The organism is Nonomuraea sp. NPDC004186, assembly GCF_053603495.1.
In genome coordinates this window covers 24,590-42,622 of sequence record NZ_JBSGFQ010000057.1, presented here as the reverse complement: position 1 = coordinate 42,622, position 18,033 = coordinate 24,590, and the positions used below count along the sequence as shown (strand labels likewise).

The 18,033-nt window shown below is 69.3% G+C and carries 19 protein-coding genes and 1 tRNA gene; 9 read left to right on the top strand and 11 right to left on the bottom strand.

The window, feature by feature from the left end:
* Positions 1–38: 38 nt before the first annotated feature.
* Positions 39–764 carry a helix-turn-helix transcriptional regulator gene (locus ACWEPL_RS37235; protein WP_452438934.1) on the bottom strand — a complete coding sequence of 242 codons (726 nt, stop codon included), beginning with the start codon at positions 762–764 and terminating at the stop codon, positions 39–41.
* An 89-nt stretch (positions 765–853) separates the two neighbouring features.
* On the opposite strand from ACWEPL_RS37235, the gene ACWEPL_RS37230 reads away from it, so the two are divergent.
* Complete coding sequence (locus ACWEPL_RS37230; protein ID WP_452438933.1) at positions 854–1,726, top strand: NmrA family NAD(P)-binding protein; 873 nt, start codon at positions 854–856, stop codon at positions 1,724–1,726.
* Positions 1,727–1,750: 24 nt separating this feature from the next.
* Here the strand turns inward: ACWEPL_RS37230 and ACWEPL_RS37225 are convergent, their stop codons facing one another.
* Positions 1,751–2,905, bottom strand: coding sequence for an epoxide hydrolase family protein (locus tag ACWEPL_RS37225; protein WP_452438932.1), 1,155 nt, complete (start codon positions 2,903–2,905; stop codon positions 1,751–1,753).
* Positions 2,906–2,968: 63 nt separating this feature from the next.
* On the opposite strand from ACWEPL_RS37225, the gene ACWEPL_RS37220 reads away from it, so the two are divergent.
* Entirely contained in the window at positions 2,969–3,931 is a 963-nt protein-coding gene (locus ACWEPL_RS37220; RefSeq protein WP_452438931.1) for a helix-turn-helix transcriptional regulator, read from the top strand.
* A 17-nt stretch (positions 3,932–3,948) separates the two neighbouring features.
* On the top strand, positions 3,949–4,614 hold the full coding sequence (locus tag ACWEPL_RS37215; RefSeq protein WP_452438930.1) for a 4'-phosphopantetheinyl transferase family protein: 666 nt from the start codon (positions 3,949–3,951) through the stop codon (positions 4,612–4,614).
* Positions 4,615–4,626: 12 nt separating this feature from the next.
* On the opposite strand, the gene fxsT is transcribed toward ACWEPL_RS37215, so the two are convergent.
* Entirely contained in the window at positions 4,627–7,182 is a 2,556-nt protein-coding gene (gene fxsT / locus ACWEPL_RS37210) for an FxSxx-COOH system tetratricopeptide repeat protein (RefSeq protein WP_363966544.1), read from the bottom strand.
* A 110-nt stretch (positions 7,183–7,292) separates the two neighbouring features.
* Between fxsT and ACWEPL_RS37205 the strand changes: the two genes are divergently transcribed.
* The 5 genes from ACWEPL_RS37205 (at position 7,293) to ACWEPL_RS37185 (ending at position 12,669) form a co-directional block, all read left to right on the top strand.
* A complete protein-coding gene (locus tag ACWEPL_RS37205; protein ID WP_185078173.1) occupies positions 7,293–7,460 on the top strand; it encodes a hypothetical protein in 168 nt (55 codons plus the stop codon).
* A 122-nt stretch (positions 7,461–7,582) separates the two neighbouring features.
* Positions 7,583–8,494: an SIR2 family NAD-dependent protein deacylase gene (locus ACWEPL_RS37200; RefSeq protein ID WP_363966546.1), complete on the top strand. Its 912-nt coding sequence runs from the start codon at positions 7,583–7,585 to the stop codon at positions 8,492–8,494.
* Entirely contained in the window at positions 8,491–10,140 is a 1,650-nt protein-coding gene (locus ACWEPL_RS37195) for a tetratricopeptide repeat protein (RefSeq protein WP_452438929.1), read from the top strand. Before ACWEPL_RS37200 ends, ACWEPL_RS37195 begins: the two co-directional genes overlap by 4 nt.
* A gap of 49 nt (positions 10,141–10,189) precedes the next feature.
* Positions 10,190–11,386, top strand: coding sequence for an FxsB family cyclophane-forming radical SAM/SPASM peptide maturase (locus tag ACWEPL_RS37190; protein WP_452438928.1), 1,197 nt, complete (start codon positions 10,190–10,192; stop codon positions 11,384–11,386).
* Positions 11,383–12,669, top strand: a complete 1,287-nt coding sequence (locus ACWEPL_RS37185) for an HEXXH motif domain-containing protein (protein ID WP_452438927.1) — start codon at positions 11,383–11,385, stop codon at positions 12,667–12,669. The genes ACWEPL_RS37190 and ACWEPL_RS37185 overlap by 4 nt, the downstream gene beginning before the upstream one ends.
* Before the next feature lie 41 nt (positions 12,670–12,710).
* On the opposite strand, the gene ACWEPL_RS37180 is transcribed toward ACWEPL_RS37185, so the two are convergent.
* The 8 genes from ACWEPL_RS37180 to nadD all read right to left on the bottom strand — a co-directional run bounded on the left by ACWEPL_RS37180 (position 12,711) and on the right by nadD (position 16,870).
* Positions 12,711–13,457, bottom strand: a complete 747-nt coding sequence (locus ACWEPL_RS37180) for a glycerophosphodiester phosphodiesterase (protein WP_363966554.1) — start codon at positions 13,455–13,457, stop codon at positions 12,711–12,713.
* 52 nt (positions 13,458–13,509) lie between these two features.
* Complete coding sequence (locus tag ACWEPL_RS37175) at positions 13,510–13,971, bottom strand: alpha/beta fold hydrolase (protein WP_452438961.1); 462 nt, start codon at positions 13,969–13,971, stop codon at positions 13,510–13,512.
* Between the two features lie 76 nt (positions 13,972–14,047).
* On the bottom strand, positions 14,048–14,437 hold the full coding sequence (locus ACWEPL_RS37170) for a VapC toxin family PIN domain ribonuclease (RefSeq protein ID WP_452438926.1): 390 nt from the start codon (positions 14,435–14,437) through the stop codon (positions 14,048–14,050).
* A gap of 35 nt (positions 14,438–14,472) precedes the next feature.
* Positions 14,473–14,724, bottom strand: a complete 252-nt coding sequence (locus ACWEPL_RS37165; protein ID WP_363966560.1) for a hypothetical protein — start codon at positions 14,722–14,724, stop codon at positions 14,473–14,475.
* 191 nt (positions 14,725–14,915) lie between these two features.
* A tRNA-Ala gene (locus tag ACWEPL_RS37160) sits at positions 14,916–14,988 on the bottom strand.
* Positions 14,989–15,101: 113 nt separating this feature from the next.
* Positions 15,102–15,731 (bottom strand): histidine phosphatase family protein, encoded by a 630-nt coding sequence (locus tag ACWEPL_RS37155; protein WP_363966562.1) that lies wholly within the window; start codon positions 15,729–15,731, stop codon positions 15,102–15,104.
* 34 nt (positions 15,732–15,765) lie between these two features.
* Positions 15,766–16,161 carry a ribosome silencing factor gene (gene rsfS, locus ACWEPL_RS37150; RefSeq protein WP_080046168.1) on the bottom strand — a complete coding sequence of 132 codons (396 nt, stop codon included), beginning with the start codon at positions 16,159–16,161 and terminating at the stop codon, positions 15,766–15,768.
* Between the two features lie 91 nt (positions 16,162–16,252).
* Positions 16,253–16,870: a nicotinate-nucleotide adenylyltransferase gene (gene nadD, locus ACWEPL_RS37145; protein WP_452438925.1), complete on the bottom strand. Its 618-nt coding sequence runs from the start codon at positions 16,868–16,870 to the stop codon at positions 16,253–16,255.
* A gap of 87 nt (positions 16,871–16,957) precedes the next feature.
* On the opposite strand from nadD, the gene ACWEPL_RS37140 reads away from it, so the two are divergent.
* Positions 16,958–17,989: a M48 family metalloprotease gene (locus tag ACWEPL_RS37140; protein ID WP_397372319.1), complete on the top strand. Its 1,032-nt coding sequence runs from the start codon at positions 16,958–16,960 to the stop codon at positions 17,987–17,989.
* The last annotated feature ends 44 nt before the right edge of the window (positions 17,990–18,033 follow it).

Here is an 18,033-nt window from a genome sequence, read left to right as displayed (position 1 = left end):
TCCTTGGCCGTCCCCGATCCCCCGGACATGGCCTCGGGCTATTCGGTTCGCGTCCCAGTAGGAGTGGCGCGCCCGAAGTCGCTGGTGAGCCAGCGCTCGATCGAGAGGTCGGGAAACGGGTGCGGCTCGTAGTCACCGGGCACGGGCGTGAGGTCGCGGACGCGGTCGATACAGAACAGTCGCCAATCGGCTCGGCACACGTCGAAACCCACCAGATACCAGCGCCCATTCCGCAGGATGTGCCGGTAGGGCTCGATCAGGCGCTCCGATCGGTCGCCGTTGCGGTCCGTGTATCGGAACCGCACCCGGGTGTTGCCGGCGACGGCGTCGGCCAGGACGCCGATCGTGGCCGAGGTGATGACGGCCGCAGGCTGCTGCAGGACCTCGGTGACCAGGGCTGTGGCGGCGGCCCGTCGACGCAGCCTTCGTGGGAGCACCTGGTCGAGTTTGAGCAGTGCCGCCGATGTGGCCGGGTCGTCGGGGACCCAGGCCTCGAGCACGCGGAGACCGGCGATGATCACGCTGATCTCGTCCTCGGTGAAGAGCAGCGGTGGGATCTTGACACCGGGATGGAGCCGATAAGCACTCCCGGGGCCGGGACGGGCTCGCACGTCGTAACCGAGCTCTCGCAGACGTTGAGCGTCACGACGCACCGTGCGGACGCTCACGCGGAGGCGTTGCGCCAGGTCCGCGGCGGGCCAGTCGCCGCCGCTCCGAAGCAGAGACAACAGATGGAGGGTGCGCGCCGTCGGTGTCTCGTCCATGGGAACCATCCTGCCGGGAGACGAGGACGGGAACAGGCCGCCTCTGCTCGTAGCGTTCCAACCTGCCCCAATGCAGAAGGAGGCCGCTCATGCGGATTGCTGTGACCGCCCCCAATGGCAACGTCGGCCGGCACCTGACGCGCGCCCTCGTGCGCGCCGGTGTCCGCCCCCGGCTACTCATGCGTCAACCCGACCGTCTGCCCGCGGACCTGCGCGACTTCGTCGAGGTGGTGCGGGCCGACTCCTGGGACACGGAACTGGTCGTCGCCGCGACCCGGGAGGTGGAGGCGATCTATTGGATCGACCCCACCGCGGCGGGTGCCGACCCGTTGGCCGACTACGCTCGCGCCACCGAAGCCGTCACAGCGGCCGTCACCCGTAACAGCATCGGCCGGGTCGTCTTCCAGAGCAGCGTCGGGGCGGAGAAGCGCCACGGGGCCGGTGAGATCGACGGGCTGGCAGGCACCGAAGTGGCCCTGAACGAGACCGGCGCCGACGTGACCCACCTGCGCTGCGGCTACTTCTTCACCAACCTGCTGCTCCAGATGGACGCCCTCCGCGCCGGCACCCTGCAGGTCGCCCTGCCTCTCGACGCACCGATGAGCTGGGTCGCTCCGCGCGACATCGCCGAGGTCGCCGCGACGGTGCTCCTCAACCCGGCGTGGTCCGGTCGCCACGTCCAAGCGGTCCACGGCCCCGCCGACCTGACGTGGAACGACGTGGCGTCCATCCTCAGCACCGAGCTCGGACGCCCCATCACCGTCGAGCAGATCAGCGACCAGGCGATGTACGACCAGTACCTCGAAGCCGGTATGCCACCCGGCCTTGCCGAAGCGGTACTGGGCATGTCGACCGGCCTGCGAGACGGCTTCGTCCCCGAGCAGGACCGCACCGCCGCGACCACCACCCCGACCACGCTGTCGTCGTGGGTCCACGACGAACTCACGAAGTCGCCGGCCTGATCCCGTGGAGTACTCTCCGAAAGATCACCGGAGGTCTCGGAAGAACGTCCTTACGTCTCCGACCAGGAGCTGAGGGACCTCCATCGCCGCGAAGTGGCCGCCGCGCTCGAACTCCGACCAGTGGACGACGTTGTTGTCACGCTCGGCGATGGAGCGGACTCCGAAGTCGCCGGGGAACACCGCCACCCCGGCGGGCACCTCGGAGCGTGTCGCTGGCCGCCCCCAAGCGGCCCTGCCCTCCTTGTAGAGGCGGGCGGACGAGGTGGCCGTACCGGTCAGCCAGTAGACGCTGACGTTGGTGAGCAGCAGGTCGCGATCGACGGCGTCCTCGGGGAGCTCGACGGCCGGATCGGTCCACTCCTTGAACTTCTCGACGATCCAGGCGAGCTGCCCGACCGGCGAGTCGGCGAGCCCGAATCCCAGTGTCTGCGGACGGGTCGACTGGATGATCGCGTACCCGGCGCCCTCCTCCATCTGCCGCTGCAGGCGGCCGAGCCGCTCCTGCTCGGCTTCGCTCAGGGCGGCCAGCTCCGCCGGATCCCCGGTGGGGAATCCGAGGCTGCCGTTGACGTGAACGCCCACGACATGCTCGGAGTCGATGCGGGCCAGCTCCGGAGAGACCACGGAGCCCGTGTCGCCGCCTTGGGCGCCGTACCGCTGATAGCCGAGCCGGCTCATCAGCTCCGCCCAGGCACGGGCGATCCGGGACATGTCCCATCCTGTCTCGCGCGTCGGCCCGGAGAAGCCGAACCCGGGGATGGACGGGGCGATGACGTGGAACGCGTCGGCCGGGTCGCCGCCATGCGCACGGGGGTCGGTGAGCGGCCCGATCACGTCCATGAACTCCACGATCGAACCCGGCCACCCGTGGGTGATGATCAGCGGCAGCGCGTCCGGTTCGGGCGAGCGGACGTGCAGGAAGTGAATGTTCTGTCCGTCGATCATGGTGGTGAACTGCGGGAAGTCGTTGAGCCTCTTCTCGTGCTCGCGCCAGTCGTAGGAGGTCCGCCAGTACTCGGCCAGCCCCTTCAGGTAGCCGACGGGGACGCCGTAGGTCCAGCCGACGCCGGGCAGCTCGTCGGGCCAGCGGGTACGCGCCAGCCGGTCCCGCAAGGAGTCCAGGTCGGCCTGCGGGATATCGATGCGGAACGGCCGGATTTCGGTGCTCTCGGTGTGCATGGGCCAGACGTTAATTCGCCTTGCGGACGATTACTGTCCTCAAGGGGCGTCAGACTGAGAACTGTGTTGGAGACCTCAGCGCGCCTGCTCCGGCTCCTGTCGCTGCTTCAGCTGCGACGCGACTGGTCCGGCGCCGACCTCGCCGAGCGCCTGGACGTCGACGTACGAACCGTCCGGCGCGACATCGACAAGCTGCGCAGCCTCGGCTATCCGGTGGGATCCACGTCGGGCACGGCGGGCGGCTACCGCCTCGGCGCCGGTGCGGCCCTCCCGCCGCTGCTGCTCGACGACGAGGAGGCCGTGGCGGTCGCCGTCGGACTCCGTGGCGCCGCGGTCGGCACCGTCGCGGGGATCGAGGAGACGTCGGTACGCGCGCTGCTCAAGCTCGAACAGGTGCTGCCGTCCAGGCTGCGCCGCCGGGTCGAGGCGCTGCAATCGGTCACCGTGTCCCTGCCCGGCACCGGGCCGACGGTGGACCCGGAGACGCTGACCGCGATCGCCGCCGCCTGCCGCGATCATGATCGCCTGCGCTTCGCCTACCGCAGCCGCGACGAGACGGCGAGCACCCGCGTCGTCGAGCCCCATCGGCTCGTGCACACCCCCCGCCGCTGGTATCTCGTGGCCTGGGACACCGGCCGCGAGGACTGGCGGACCTTCCGGGTCGACCGCATCGAGAGCCGGCCGTCCTCCGGACCGCGGTTCACCCCGCGCCCGGCGCCGGCCGAGGACGTCGCGGGTTACGTCTCCGAGTCCGTCGCGTCGGCTCCGTACCGCCATCAGGCCAGGATCCTGCTCCACGCCTCCGCCGAACGGGCGGCCGCCGGCATGTCCCCCACGGCGGGCCGGATAGAGGCGATCGACCAGCACACCTGCCTGCTGCACACGGGATCCGACTCGCTCGACGAGATCGCCCTCTATGTCGGACTCACCGGGTTCGACTTCGAAGTCCTCGACCCGCCCGAACTCCTCGACCGCATCCGCGCCCTCACCGACCGCTTCGCCCGGGCGACCCGGCCGAGACGGTGAACGATAATGCGTTCACCATGCTCGATGAGATCCTGCCCTCGTGGGTCGCCACCGCCGAGCTCTTCGGCGACCCACCGGACATCACGCTCTTCCCTGAGGAGGAAGCCCTCGTTTCGGACTCGGCGGACAAGAGGCGGCGCGAGTTCCGTACGTCCCGTCACTGCGCCCACCTGGCACTGCGGCGGCTCGGCGTGGCCCCCCGCCCCGTCCTCCGCGGCGACCGCGGCGCTCCCGCCTGGCCGCCCGGGGTCGTGGGCAGCATCACGCACTGCGCGGGCTACCGGGCGGCGGCGGTGGCGCGCGGCGCCCTGTCGATCGGCATCGACGCCGAACCCCACCTCCCGATGCCCCGCGGCGTCCTGGAACGAACCGCGACCCCCGCGGAAGCCGCCGCCCTGGACCTCCTGGACATCCCGGACCCGGGTCGCCTGCTGTTCAGCGCCAAGGAAGCGATCTACAAGGCGTGGCACCCGCTGACGGGCCAGTGGCTCGGCTTCCTGGACGCCACGGTCACCTTCACCACCTCCCCATCCCCCTCACCGGACCCGCCGGCCGGGTTCGGGACCTTCACCGCCGAGATCACGGTCCACGGCCCGGGCTGGCCGACCCGCTTCGAGGGGCGCTGGCTGGTGAGCGGCGGCCTGATCGTGACGGCGATCGCGGTCCCCGCCCCCTCCGCCTAGCCCGGGCCCTGGCTAGAGGACGGGTGGGTCGAAGTCGAAGTCGAGGCGGTTGCCCTGGCGGGACACCAGCACGTCGGGATGGTTGGGGCCGAGCACCCGGTCGTAGCGATCCAGCACGTCCTCGCGCAGCGCCGCCGCCTCCTCCGTGGCCCCCGTGGCGAGCAGGTCGACGACGAGGTTGGCCCCGGCGGCCAGCGTCACCGGGTGGTCGTCGCCGAACAGGGCCCGCAGGTCCAGCAGCGTCTGCTCCCCGAGCACCCGCGCCTCCTCGTGCAGCCCCACCTCGGCCAGGTCGCTGGCGAGGTTGATGGCGCAGGTCAGGGAGAAGTAGTGCTTGCGCGTGAGCCGCCGGTCGAACCCGGCCAGCGCCGCCTCGTCGATCTCCCGGGCCTGCTCCTTGCTGCCGCTCACCCGCAGCAGCAGGGCGAAGTTGCTGTCGCAGCCGTACTTGAACGGGTGCTCGTCGCCGTACATGCTGGCGAACCTGGAGACGATGTCCCGCAGCAGCCGCAGCGAGTCGTCCACCTGGTCGGCCGCCCGCTGGGCGTTGGCCAGGCAGAGGGCGGCGGCCAGGGTGTCGGGGTGGTCGATGCTGGTGCCGCGTTTCTGCACCTCGAAGGTGCGGTCGGCGAGTTCGAGCGCCTCCTCGATGAGGCCCGCCCGGCGTTTGGCGATCGACAGGTCCTTGGCGCAGCGCAGCGTCCAGGGGTGCTCCTGGCCCAGCTCCTGGAGACCGAAGTCGTAGGCGTCCTGGCCGAGGTCGCAGGCCTCGCGGTAGCGGCCCTGGAGGCGTACGACGCGGGCGAGGTTGTTCATCGAGGAGAGCACGTTGGCGCGGCTCGCGCCCGACCCGGCCTGCCGCTGCAGCTTGAGCACGCGCGCGTGCAGGGACTGCGCCTCCTGGTAGTCGCCGAGCAGCAGGTGGTCGAGGGCGAGGTTGTTCATGGCGCGCAGGGTGCGGCGGTGCGAGCGGCCGAAGACCGCCTCGTGCCGGCTCAGCGATTCCTGGTCGTGCTCCCGCGCCTCCGCGAACTCGCCGCGGTTGCGCAGGTCGGCGCCGTGGCTGTTGGTGAGCAGCAGGGTCTCCTCGTCGCCCTCGCCGAGCACGCGCCGCATCCGTTCCATGAGGGCCTTGTTCAGCTCGAACGACTCGTCGATGCTGCCCAGCTCGCGGATGATGATCGCGTAGTGGCGCTGGGCGGTGAGCACGTGGCGGTCGTCCTCGCCGCCGTCCTCCCGCCAGGCCTCCAGGAACTCCTGCACCAGCTCGCGGGCCGACGCGAAGTCGCCCGAGGTGTAGACGTAGCGGATGATGTTGAGCGCGAACTTGCGGACGTTGGGGTCGCGGCTGCCTTTGACGTCGGCCGTGGTGATGTGGCCGAGGAGGTTGGCGTAGCGGGGCCAGGCCGTGGTGTCGTCCGGCTCGTAGTCGGCCACCGAGGCCGACAGCAGGAGGTGGACCTCGCGGCGGAAGGCGTCGGCCTCGTCGCCGTCGAGCTCGTCGCGCAGCAGCGCCTGGACCAGCCGGTGCACCTGGACCGTACGGCTCTCCGAGTCGATCCGCACCAGGGCGTACCTGCCCAGCTCCCGGATGACCTGGCTGAGCTGGATCGGGTCGGCCAGCAGGCCGGCGATCTTGGATCCGGCCGCGTACTCCTCGGGCAGCTCGTCCAGCAGGTCGCGCGGGATCGGCTCGGGCCCGAAGAACGCGAAGCAGCGCAGCAGCTCGACCGCGTCGGGCAGCCTGGCCTTGAGCTGCGACACCGAGGTGGCCCAGGCCGCCGTCATCGACAGCGGGTAGTCGGACGGCTTGTTGGCGCCCAGGAGCCGGGTCGTCTGCCTCTTCAGCAGCCGCAGATATTCATCGGTCGACATCCCCGACTCGGCCTGCAGCGCGCCCGCCTGCTCCAGGGCCAGCGGCAGGTCGCCGAGGGCCTCGGCCAGCCGGTCGGCCTGCTCGTGGTCGATCGCCCGCCCCACCCGCTTGACCAGGAACGCGACGCTCTCCTCGCGCTCGAACACGTCCACGGGAAGGGTGTCGACCACGCCCTGCCAGCTGTGGTTGCGGGAGGTGATCAGCACGTGGCCGGGGCCGCGCGGGACGATGTCGTTGATGTCCAGGGTCTCGGCGTTGTCGAAGATCAACAGCCAGTTCCGGTACGGGTCACCGCGCCGCAGCGCGTCCAGCGCCGCCTCGGCCGCGTCCTCGACGCTGTGGGGGCCGACCTTGAGATGCAACTCCCGGGCCAACCCGGCCAGCGACGACTTCACCAGCATCGTCTGCGCCGACGGCACCCACCACACCAGGTCATAGGCGTGCCTGAAGCGGTGGGCGTACTCGATCGCGAGCTGCGACTTGCCCACGCCGCCGAGTCCTTGCAGAGCGTGCGGCGCGGGTTGAGACTGGTCCTGTGCCTGGGGGAGGACGGCAGTGACCTTGGACTGGAGCCCCGTACGCAGCTTCTCGATGAGGTCGTCCCGACCCGTGAAGTTCTTGTTCCGCTGGGGGACTTTGCCCCATACGGACGGCGCATGGCCGGAATCGTGTTGCGAGTGCGAATTTGTCACGATATCGCCTCGAGTCGGCCGGTCGTCACGTCAGCTGAGACAAGCATAGACAGCATATTGAAGCCAGAGATAGATAGGATCCGCTAGATCCATCAGGTCCAGGGAGAGCGATGAACAAGGAAGCAGTGCAGGGGTACGGCGGTGGGCTCATTGATGTCAGCGGGCGCACCCTGGAGGAGCTCAAAGACATCGACGACTCCCGGTTGAAGGACGCCATAGACCGCCTTCTCGACGAGACCGGCGTGACGCCCGTGGCCAAATTCCAGTCTTCCATCTGAGTCAGCCCGCGGGTCGGCCGCCACGCCTGACCTGCGGGCCGGCACTTCCCCCACATTTAGGCCAGCCCAAAAACATTCACATATTTCCATCCGTCCCGGGTCATATACTCCTCAGCACAAGAATGGTCCTGCCGGTGGGGTGGCGCGTGAACGAAGCGGACTGGGTGCGATTGGTCAGACAGCTCCGCAGAGGCGACTGTACCCCGCTTCTCGGGGCGGGCGCCTGCTATGGGCGACTTCCGACCGGCAAGGAGCTCAGCAAGCACTTCGCGAAGGAGTACGGCTTTCCGTTCGCCGACCACGGAAATCTCGCGCACGTGATGCAGTACGCGGCTCACGTGCATAACGATCCCACTGATCTCAAAGTGGAAGTCTGCGCATACCTGAAACAGCGCGCGGCGGGTGCCACCGACCCGCTCGACCCGCACACGGTGCTGGCCGAGTTCCCGATCAAGACTTTTCTCACCACCAACTACGACGACTTCATGCTCCAGGCTTTACAGCACTGCCGCAAAGGTCCGCGCACCCCTAATGTGTGCAGGTCGACGTGGTGGGAGCCGACGAAGCGGGCCGTCGTGCCCGACCCCGATCCCGACCATCCGCTGATCTATCATCTGCACGGGAACTGGGACGACCCCTCCTCCATCGTGCTGACCGAGAACGATTACGTGCAGTATCTCCTCAATCTGCGCGACGTCGACGACGCGAACGGCCGCCAGCTCCTCCCGATTCCCGAGCCGGTGCTCGACGCCATGACCTCGAGCCCGCTGCTCTTCCTCGGCTACAGCCTCCAGGACTGGAACTTCCGGGTGCTCTTTCACGGGCTGATCAAATCCATTCCCTCCACCCGGCAGCGCCGGCATATCAGCGTGCAACTCCTGCCGGAGCTGAACACGTCGCTGACCGACGCGGAGGATCTGGCCGGCGAATACCTGAAGAGCTATTACGCCGACCTGAAGATCTCGATCTACGTCGGCACCACGTCCGCGTTCTTCAAGGAACTGCTCGACTGGAATGCGAGGACGCCGCTATGACCGTGACCGATCCCGCCGGCCGGCCGTTCGTCGGGCTGCGCCCCTTCGGCCGTGCCGACAGCGACCTGTTCCACGGAAGGGAGCAGGAGTCGCGGGAGATCGCCACGCTCTGGCGGGCGGCCGGGCTGACCGTGCTCTACGGCGCCTCCGGCGTGGGCAAGACCTCGCTGCTCAACGCGGGCGTGCTGCCCAGGATCGATCCGGAGCGGGCCGACGTGCTGCCCGTCGCCAGGATCTCGCCGCACACCCCGCTCCCGATCGCGGGCGGCAACCCGTACGTCATGGCGCTGCTGTCGGCCTGGGCTCCGGACGCCTCGCCCGGCTCGCTGGCGGGCCTGAGCATCACGCGCTTCCTGACCGAGCGCCCCGGGCGCGAGGACGAGTACGGCGACCCGCTGCCCGTCCTGGCCGCCATCGACCAGGCGGAGACCCTGTTCCACAGCGACCTGGCCCGCCAGCGCGACCGCAAGGAGCTCGTCGACCAGCTCGTACGGGCCATGCGCGACCACCCCAGCCTGCACCTCCTGCTGTCGCTCCGCGAGGAGTACCTGTTCCTCGTCCTGCCCTACGAGCGCCCGTTCGGCCAGGGCTCGCGGGCCCGCTTCCACCTGCAGCCGCTCTCCCCCGAGGCGGCGAGGCAGGCGGTGGAGCGGCCGCTGGACCGCACGTCCAGGACCATCACGAGCGCCGCCACCCGGCTCCTGGTCGGCGAGCTGCGCTCGGCCACCGTCAAGGACGCGTGGGGCAACCCGTCCACCGTCGAGCTGGATCTGGTCGAGCCGGTCCAGCTCCAGGTGGTCTGCTCCGCGCTGTGGGACTCGCTGCCCGACGAGGTGACGGAGATCGGCGAGGAGCACGTGCGGGTGTACGCGGTGGTCGAGGAGTTCCTGTTCGACTTCTTCAAGCGCGCGGTCGGGGAGGTGGCGCGCGAGTTCGACGTCCCCGTGGGGGAGCTGCTGCTCTGGCTGCGCCGTACGTTCATCACCGACCACGGCACCCGCAACATCGCGTACGAGGGCATCGAGCAGACCATGGGCATGCCCAACGCCGTGGCCCGCGCCCTCGATGACCGGCACATCCTGCGCGGCGAGCACCGCATGGGCAGCCGCTGGTACGAGCTGGCCCACGACCGGCTCATCGGCCCGGTCTCGCACCGCGGCTCGCCCGCGACCTACCTGGAGGCGGCCCGCACGGCGCGGGCCCAGCGCAACTGGCCGCTCGCCGCCCGGCTCGCCGACGAGGCCAGGCACGCGGCCGAGCCCGACGACTCCTGGGTGCGGGCCGAGGTCGCCGAGATCCACGCCGACGCGGCGCTCGCGCAGGGCGACGTCAAGCAGGTACGCCGCTACTGCGAGGAGGCGGTGAGCCTGTACGCCGAGCGCGGGCGCTTCGACGGGGTCGCCCGCGCGCTCACCATCGACGGCCGCTGGCACCTGGCCCATGGGGATCTCACCCGGGCGATCGAGCAGATCAACGCGGCAGTGACCCTCGCACCGAATGACATATCCGCACAAATGGCACTAGCTGAGGCATTTCACCGGTCGGGCACTCCCCGAGCCGCCGCGGCCGTGGTTCACGGCATCTTTCCCCTGCTCACCGACGAGGCGCTCGAAAGGGCCAACGAGATGCTTCGACTATCAGAATGACGTCATATGCTGGGCACCTCGCAAGTCTCAATGTGGAGGCTGATCCGCGGTGTCAGAGTGGCCAGCGACATTGGACGTCGACGCGCTGCTGGTCCGCGGCTGGCGGCCGACGCCGTTCCGGCAGTTCATCCTGAAAGTACATAGCAGATGTGATTTGTCATGCACATATTGCTACATGTACGAAATGGCGGATCAAAGCTGGAGATTTCGCCCAAAACGTATGTCTCGGGAAACGGTCGAGGCCACCGCGGGCAGGATCGCCGAACACGCCAAGGCGCACGATCTCGACAGCGTCGACGTGATCCTGCACGGCGGTGAGCCGCTCCTGGCCGGCCACGACGAGATCCGCGACCTCGTGGGCGTCGTCAGGTCCGCCGTTCCGGTCCGCGTGGACGTCAGCGTGCAGACCAACGCGACGCTCCTCGACGCGCGCTTCCTGCGGCTCTTCGACGAGCTGGAGATCGGCGTCGGGGTGAGCCTCGACGGCGGGCAGGCCGACCACGACCGCTCCCGCCGCACCGCCGACGGCCGCGGCAGCTACCACCGGGTGGCCGCCGCGCTGGAGCTCCTCACGTCCGAGGACTTCCGTCACCTGTTCCACGGGCTGCTGTGCACGGTCGATCTCCGCAACGACCCCCTGGGCACCTACACCGCCCTCCTGAGCTTCGACCCGCCGTTGATCGACTTCCTGCTCCCCCACGGCAACTGGTCCGAGCCGCCGCCCGGCAGGGTCCCCGGCTCGCCGGACGCCCCGTACGCGACCTGGCTGGCGACCGTCTTCGACCAGTGGTACGCCACCCCGTCCCACGCCACGCGCGTCCGGCTGTTCGACGAGATCATCCACCTGCTCCTCGGCGGGGAGTCGGCCACCGAGCAGATCGGCCTCTCGCCCGCGGCCATGATCGTGATCGAGACCGACGGCGAGATCGAGCAGTCCGACCTGCTCAAGTCGGCGTTCGAGGGCGCCGGGAGCACCGGGCTGCACGTGGCCCGCGACTCCTTCGACGACCTCCTGCTCCTGCCCTTCACCGCCGCCCGCCAGATCGCCCGTCTCGACCCCGCGCCGGAGTGCGCCGCGTGCGAGGTGGGCATGATCTGCGGTGGCGGCCTGTTCGCCCACCGCTACAGAGCGGGCAACGGCTTCCACAACCCCTCGGTCTACTGCGCCGACCTGCTGAGCCTGATCAAGCACGTCGGCCGGACCGTGCAGGCCGACGTCCGTCGCCGTACTAAGGATCCCCGATGAACCTCACTGACCACCGGATCCCGGCGGACGCGTTCGACGCCCTCGCGAACGGCGGCGGAGGCGGCGGCGCCGTGCGGCGGCTCAAGGCCGCCCAATACAGCAAGCACCTGCTGCTCATCAGGGGTGTCCTGGACGTGGCCCGCGACCTGGGCCACACCTCCTGGGCGCGGACGCGCCGCGCCTACGACCTGCTCGCCACGCTCCAGACGAGCCATCCGGAGGCGGTCGGCAGGGTCCTGCAGCACCCGTCGGTCGGCGCCTGGGCCCGCCACGCCATCCGTTCCCGGCGCTCGCCGGAGCAGCTGGCCGCCCTCGCCGCGGCGGCGGCCATCCACGCCCGTACGACGTGCGAGGTGGACGTTCCGGTCTTCGCCGGCAGGGCCATGCTGCCGTCGCTGGGACAGGTCGCCTTCCCGGGCGGCGTGACCATGGCGACCGTGCACTGCTGGCCGGAGGGCGCGGAGGTGAGCGCGGGCGACCTGGTGGTCGAGATCCGCGACGACGCCCCCGGCTGGCAGCGGCTGCGCGCCCTCTCCGCCGAGTCCCGGGGCAGAAGCCTGAACGTGCTCATCGACGATCTGGACCCGCACCGGCTGCCGGGGGCGACCGACCTGCACGGGCGGCTCACGGACGCGGAGGCGGCCCGCTGGCAGCGCCTCCTGGACGAATCCTGGCGGCTCCTGGTGAGCCACCACGAGCCGATCGCCGAGGAGGTGTCGGCCGGCATCACGGTCCTCACGCCGCTGACCACCCCCTCGACGGGCTCGTCCAGCGCCTCCTCGCGCGACGCCTACGGCTGCATAGCCCTCTCCGACCCGCCGGACCCCCGTACGCTGGCGGAGACCCTCACCCACGAGGCCCAGCACGCCAAGCTCTCGGCCCTGCTCGACATCGTGCCGCTGACCGCCCCCGACGACGGCTCCCGCTACTACGCGCCCTGGCGCGAGGACCCCAGACCCGCCGGCGGGCTGCTCCAGGGCGCGTACGCGTACCTGGGCGTGACGGACTTCTGGCGGCGGCAGCGGCAGCACGAGTCGGGCGAGGACGAGATCCGCGCGAGCGCCGAGTTCGCCCGCTGGCGGGCGGCGGCCCACCTGGTCACCCGCACCCTCCTGAGCAGCGGCCGGCTGACGGAGCACGGGGTGACCTTCGTGGACCGGATGGAGAGCCGGCTCGGCTCCTGGGCCGCCGAGCCGGTGCCCGCCGCGGCGACGGCCCTGGCCGAGGACGCCGCCGAACGCCACCGGGCCCGCTGGCAGGCCCGCAACGGCGCCCTCAACTGATCGGCCACCGGACGACGCCGAAGGCCGGACCCGTCACCGGGTCATTGGCACTTCCCCTTCAGCCACGCGTTGAACTGGGGCGTGTAGTCGGTGGCCACCCGCTTGGCGCCGCGATCGAGCGCCCCCTGCCACGCGCTCTCGTTCAGCGTCCACGAGGGGGGCGGCTCCTCCCACTTGGTGACCTCCGGCCAGATGGGCCCGCCGCTCAGCACCTTGGTCATGCCCGCGGCGCTCACCCGGCTCCTGAGCTCGGCGGCGATCTCGCTGTTGTGGGAGTACAGGATGATCTCCTGCGACTGGTAGCGCTCCTTGACCGGATCGAGCACCTCGGCCCAGGCCCGCGCCTTGATCGCGGCGTTGGAGCTGAGCAGCGACTGCCGGGCCTCCGGCTTGATCTCGACCAGCCCGATCATGCCGGCGCTCTTCATCTCGGCCAGCCACTCGCGGAAGGTGTAGACGGTCTCGCCCTCGAAGATGCCGCGGTTGATGGTCCGGCCCTTGAGCGCGGTGTCGCCCGCCGCCCACCAGATGTCGGTGATGTTCTTCTTCGTGCCCGTCAGGCCCCAGGTAGAGGTGTTGTGCCACATGACGGCCTTGGTGCCGTCCTTGGTGAGCTGCAGGTCGGCCTCGACGCCTGACGCCCCCCAGGACTGGTAGCGGCGGATGGCCGTGGGGTTGTTGGGCTGACGCACCTGGTCCCGCTCCCAGGCGTTGGCGCCCGTGGGGTAACCGCCGTGCCCGAAGATCAGCGGGCACGCGGGCAGTGCGGAGGACGGAGCGGTGAGCAACGAGGCAAGCGCTAAAGCGACGAGGGAGGTTGCCAAGGTTCATACCTTTCGATCATGTTTTCCCGCACACTACCGTTCGGTCAGGAAGGTCCGCAGGAGGCGGGTGTAGGCGTCGGCTCGGCCGCCCGCGATGGCGTGACCCGCGTTCGCGACGGGCACAGCGTGGCGTCGGGGAACGTGCGCCGGTACCCGTCCGCTGGCCGACGATGACGATCCGGTCCGCGCCTATGGTGCGGCGGATCGCCTCGAGGTCGGCGACGTGCCGGGCGACCGTGTATCCGGTCACGTCCGACAGCCGGGTGGAGCGGCCAGCGCCGAGCTGGTCGTAGGCGTACACGTCGAAACCGGCGGCGGCCAGGTGCCGCCGAGGGCCCACGCAGGTGCGAGGCGACGGCAGCTGGGGGCGGCGAAGGCGATCACCTTGCTCGCGGCCGGAAGGAGCCCTGGGACGTGCGGCGCCCAGAGCAGGATCTGCACGACGACCAGGACGCCCGGAAGCAGCATCTCCCGCCATCCCGGCGCCCACAGCGATCAAGCCGAAACAGCAAAAGCCCGGCTCCATCACGGAAGCCGGGCTTCTTTCATCGAGGCTAGCCCGTCGCGCCGTGAGGTCGTGTCACAGCGACCACGTTCACAAGCCGTTCCAGGCCGTCGAAGTCCTTGGGGTTCGCGGTGAACAACGGCAGCTCGTTACCGGCGGCCGTTGCAGCGATCATCAGGTCGGCGGTCCGGCTTCGTGGCTGTCGACCTTGCATGTACACGACGGCACAGATCTGCCCGAACACGCGGGCCGCCTCGGCGTCGTACGGCAGCGGATCACCGAACGCCGCCTCGGCATACTGGAGCACCGCGACCCTTCCCGCACGCTTGACCGGATCATCGGTGGCATACGGTCCACGCGACAGTTCGCCAAGCGTGACTGCGGTGATCGCCGACTCTGCGGGCAGTTCGGCGGGATCGAAGAGCTTGAAAGCAGCCACGATGTTCGTGTCGAGAACGCCTCGCTCATGCCGTGTCACAGGCCGGTCCCGTCGAGCGGATCGCGTAGCTCGTCATCGATCATCGTGTCCAGATCAGCCCGTACCTCGTCCCAGTCAACAGCCGGGGCGGTGGCGAACACGGCCTGCGCCTCAGCTGTGGGAACGAACCGGCGACGCTTGATCGGCTTCACTTCGGCGAGCGGCTCGCCGTTGAGCGTCAGAATGTACCGCTTTCCCTCACGCAGGCCGCGCGTGACGCCACCAGAGTCGTTGACGAACTGGCGCACGCTCACCTCGGTCGAACGAGGTATTGGAGCATCCATGGCTCAATCGTACCTCGGCGTACCACGCCATAGTACGGCACCATGATCGTTTGCGGTGTCCGCTCCCAGCACGGGCATCATTGACCAGGCCTTGCCCCAAACGCGCAAAAAACGGCGATGCCCCGAAGGACACCGCCGCTGATCGAATCCGCTTGTGGAGCTATGGGGATTCGAACCCCAGACCTCCTCCATGCCATGGAGGCGCGCTACCAACTGCGCTATAGCCCCTGGTCACCGCTCCGAGTCCACCCGTTGCGGCGCTCCGAGAGCATATAGCCATCCGCGCCGATTCGCCTAATCGGAGCGCGCCGGTCGTACGGCCCCCGAGCCGTACGAACTCGCTATGCCTCGGCCTCCGGCCGGTCGTCGCTGCGGACGGGCTCAGGCAGCGTCCCGGCGTTGTGCTCCAGCAACCGCCATCCCCTGCGCCCCTCCTGCAACACCGACCACGAGCAGTTGCCCAGCCCGCCCAACGCCGGCCAGAGCTGCTCGGGCAGCCCGAGCAGCTCGCAGATCCCGAGCCGCAGCGCGGCCCCGTGGGAGGCCACGACCAGCAGGCCGTCGTCGTCGAGCTTGGCCGCCCAGCGCCGCATGGCGCCGGCCACTCTGGTGGCCACGTCGGCGACAGGCTCTCCACCCGGCGCCTCCCAGGCCACGTATTCCTCGGGCCAGCGCGACGCGATCTCGTCGCGCGTGAGCCCTTCCCATTCGCCGCCCCCGCGCTCGCGGAAGTCCTTGTCCACGCTCACGTCCAGCCCGACGACCCGCGCGAGCGCCAGCGCCGTGTCGTTGGCGCGCTGGAGATCGGACGAGACGACCAGGGTGGGCCGCAGGGAGGCCAGCAACGACGCCGCCCTGGCGGCCTGCGCGATGCCGGTCTCGTCAAGGGGGATGTCGGAGTGTCCCTGGAATCGCTGCTCGACGTTCCACAAGGTCTGCCCGTGCCGGAGGCAGACGATCCTCTTGCTCATGCGGAACGCTCGGACTCGAGATGGGGGAGCCCGCTCACGCGCGTGCCCGCTGGAGGTTGGCCTGCATGACGCTCTCCGGCAGCGAGATGGCCGGGCAGTCCTTCCACAGGCGCTCGAGCGCGTAGAACGTGCGGTCTTCCTCGTGCTGGACGTGCACGACGATGTCGATGTAGTCGAGCAGCACCCAGCGGCCCTCGCGCTCGCCCTCTCGGCGCACGGGCTTGGCGTCGGCCTCGGTGCGCAGCCGCTCCTCGATCTCGTCGACGATGGCGCGTACCTGGCGGTCGTTGGTGGCGGAGCAGAGCAGGAAGGCGTCGGTGATGACGAGCTGTTCGCTCACGTCGTATGCGAGGATGTCATCGGCCAGCTTGTCCGCCGCGGCCTCCGCGGCGATGCGCACGAGCTGGACGGATCTGTCGGATGCGGTCACGATGCGGGTCTGTCCTCCTGTGTCGGCAGCATGCCTATACGTTGAGGGTACCCTTCCGGGCCGAAACCCCTCACCTACGGCACGGAGGCCGTCATCCTTCCGCGTGATACAGCCCCCGTTTGTTGATGTACTGGACGATTCCGTCCGGCACCAGATACCAAATCGGCTCCCCCTTGGCGACACGTTGCCGGCACTCGGACGACGAGATGGCCAGTGCGGGAATTTCCAGCAACGTCACCCGCCCCTCCGGCAGCCCCGGATCGTGGAGCGTGTGCCCCGGACGGGTACAGCCGACGAAATGGGCCAGCTCGAACAGCTCGTCCGCGTTCTGCCAGTCCAGGATGGCGCCGAGGGCGTCCGCGCCGGTGATGAAATACAGCTCAACCCCAGGACCGTAAATTTCCGAAATATCACGCAAAGTATCGATGGTGAACGTGGGCCCCGGGCGATCAACGTCCACCCTGCTCACCGAGAACCGGGGATTGGACGCGGTCGCGATGACCGTCATCAGATAGCGGTCCTCCGCGGCCGACACCTCGCGCTCGGCCTTCTGGTACGGCCGCCCGGTCGGCACGAACACGACTTCGTCCAGATCGAAGTGGTGGGCCACCTCGCTGGCAGCCACCAAGTGGCCATGGTGGATGGGATCGAACGTCCCACCCATCACTCCGACTCGCCGCTTCCCCCGCACGCCAGGCGCATTCATCATGAAACGGACCTTACGCGGACCTTGTACCACAACATGATGGGACCCCCCTTGGTGATGACCGCGCATCACACCCGTTGCGGACGTAGCATGCCGGGCATGACGACCACCCCGGACCGCAACCGCGTCCAACTGCCCGGCATCTCGTCCCGAGCCTACGAACACCCCGCAGACCGGTCCGCCCTGGTCGCTCTGCGTAAGTTGAGTGGGTTCGACACGGTTCTCAAGCAGATGTCCGGCCTCATCAGCGAGCGCCGGCTGCGCCTGATGTACCTGGCGTCTGCCGTACGCGTGAGCGAGACCCAGTTCCGCTCCATCTACGACATGGGCCGCGACGCCGCCTACACGCTCGACCTGCACCGGATCCCCGAGATCTACATCCAGCAGGATCCGCAGGTCCAGGCCAAGGCCATCGGCTTCGACGACCCGTTCATCGTCGTGACCACCGGCCTGCTCAACCTCATGAACGAGGAGGAGCAGCGCTTCGTCATCGGCCACGAGACCGCCCACATCCTGTCGGGACACGCGGTCTACCGGACGATGCTCGACATCCTCACCCGCCTCGCCACCCGCGTCGCCTGGATCCCGCTCGGCTACATCGGCCTGCGCGCGATCGTCGCGGGCCTGGAGGAGTGGTACCGCAAGTCGGAGCTGTCCTCCGACCGCGGCGGCCTGCTCGTCGGCCAGGACCCCGAGGCGGCCAAGAGGGCGCTGATGAAGCTCGCCGGCGGCGACTACACCCACGAGATGAACATCGAGGCATTCCTGGAGCAGTACCAGGAATACGACACCGCGGGCGACCTTCGCGACGGCTTCCTCAAGGTGCTCAACCTGCTCGGCACGACCCACCCGTTCGCGGTGGTTCGCGTGGCCGAGCTGGACAAGTGGCAGCGTAGCGGCGAGTACGAGCGCATCCTGGGCGGGGACTACCCGCGCAGGGAGGACGACCCCAACGCACGAGTGACCGACGAGATCAAGGCCGCGGCCGAGTCCTACCGCGCGTCCTGGTCCCAGTCGCAGGACCCGTTCATCGGCGTCCTGCGCGACGTGGCCGAGGGCGCGGTCAACGCGGGCGAGCGCATCTTCAACCGCTTCTCGCGCCGCGACGGCGGCCAGGGCTGACCGGCCGCACCGCCGTACGCGGCCGATCAGCTTGATCGGCCGCG

Bases quoted from the DNA above. Each gene is read 5' to 3' on its own strand.
- ACWEPL_RS37235 (WP_452438934.1), bottom strand. From the start codon at position 764: ATGGACGAGACACCGACGGCGCGCACCCTCCATCTGTTGTCTCTGCTT.
- ACWEPL_RS37230 (WP_452438933.1), top strand. From the start codon at position 854: ATGCGGATTGCTGTGACCGCCCCCAATGGCAACGTCGGCCGGCACCTG.
- ACWEPL_RS37225 (WP_452438932.1), bottom strand. From the start codon at position 2,905: ATGCACACCGAGAGCACCGAAATCCGGCCGTTCCGCATCGATATCCCG.
- ACWEPL_RS37215 (WP_452438930.1), top strand. From the start codon at position 3,949: ATGCTCGATGAGATCCTGCCCTCGTGGGTCGCCACCGCCGAGCTCTTC.
- ACWEPL_RS37205 (WP_185078173.1), top strand. From the start codon at position 7,293: ATGAACAAGGAAGCAGTGCAGGGGTACGGCGGTGGGCTCATTGATGTC.
- ACWEPL_RS37200 (WP_363966546.1), top strand. From the start codon at position 7,583: ATGGTCCTGCCGGTGGGGTGGCGCGTGAACGAAGCGGACTGGGTGCGA.
- ACWEPL_RS37195 (WP_452438929.1), top strand. From the start codon at position 8,491: ATGACCGTGACCGATCCCGCCGGCCGGCCGTTCGTCGGGCTGCGCCCC.
- ACWEPL_RS37185 (WP_452438927.1), top strand. From the start codon at position 11,383: ATGAACCTCACTGACCACCGGATCCCGGCGGACGCGTTCGACGCCCTC.
- ACWEPL_RS37175 (WP_452438961.1), bottom strand. From the start codon at position 13,971: ATGGCGGGAGATGCTGCTTCCGGGCGTCCTGGTCGTCGTGCAGATCCT.
- ACWEPL_RS37155 (WP_363966562.1), bottom strand. From the start codon at position 15,731: ATGAGCAAGAGGATCGTCTGCCTCCGGCACGGGCAGACCTTGTGGAAC.
- nadD (WP_452438925.1), bottom strand. From the start codon at position 16,870: ATGATGAATGCGCCTGGCGTGCGGGGGAAGCGGCGAGTCGGAGTGATG.
- ACWEPL_RS37140 (WP_397372319.1), top strand. From the start codon at position 16,958: ATGCCGGGCATGACGACCACCCCGGACCGCAACCGCGTCCAACTGCCC.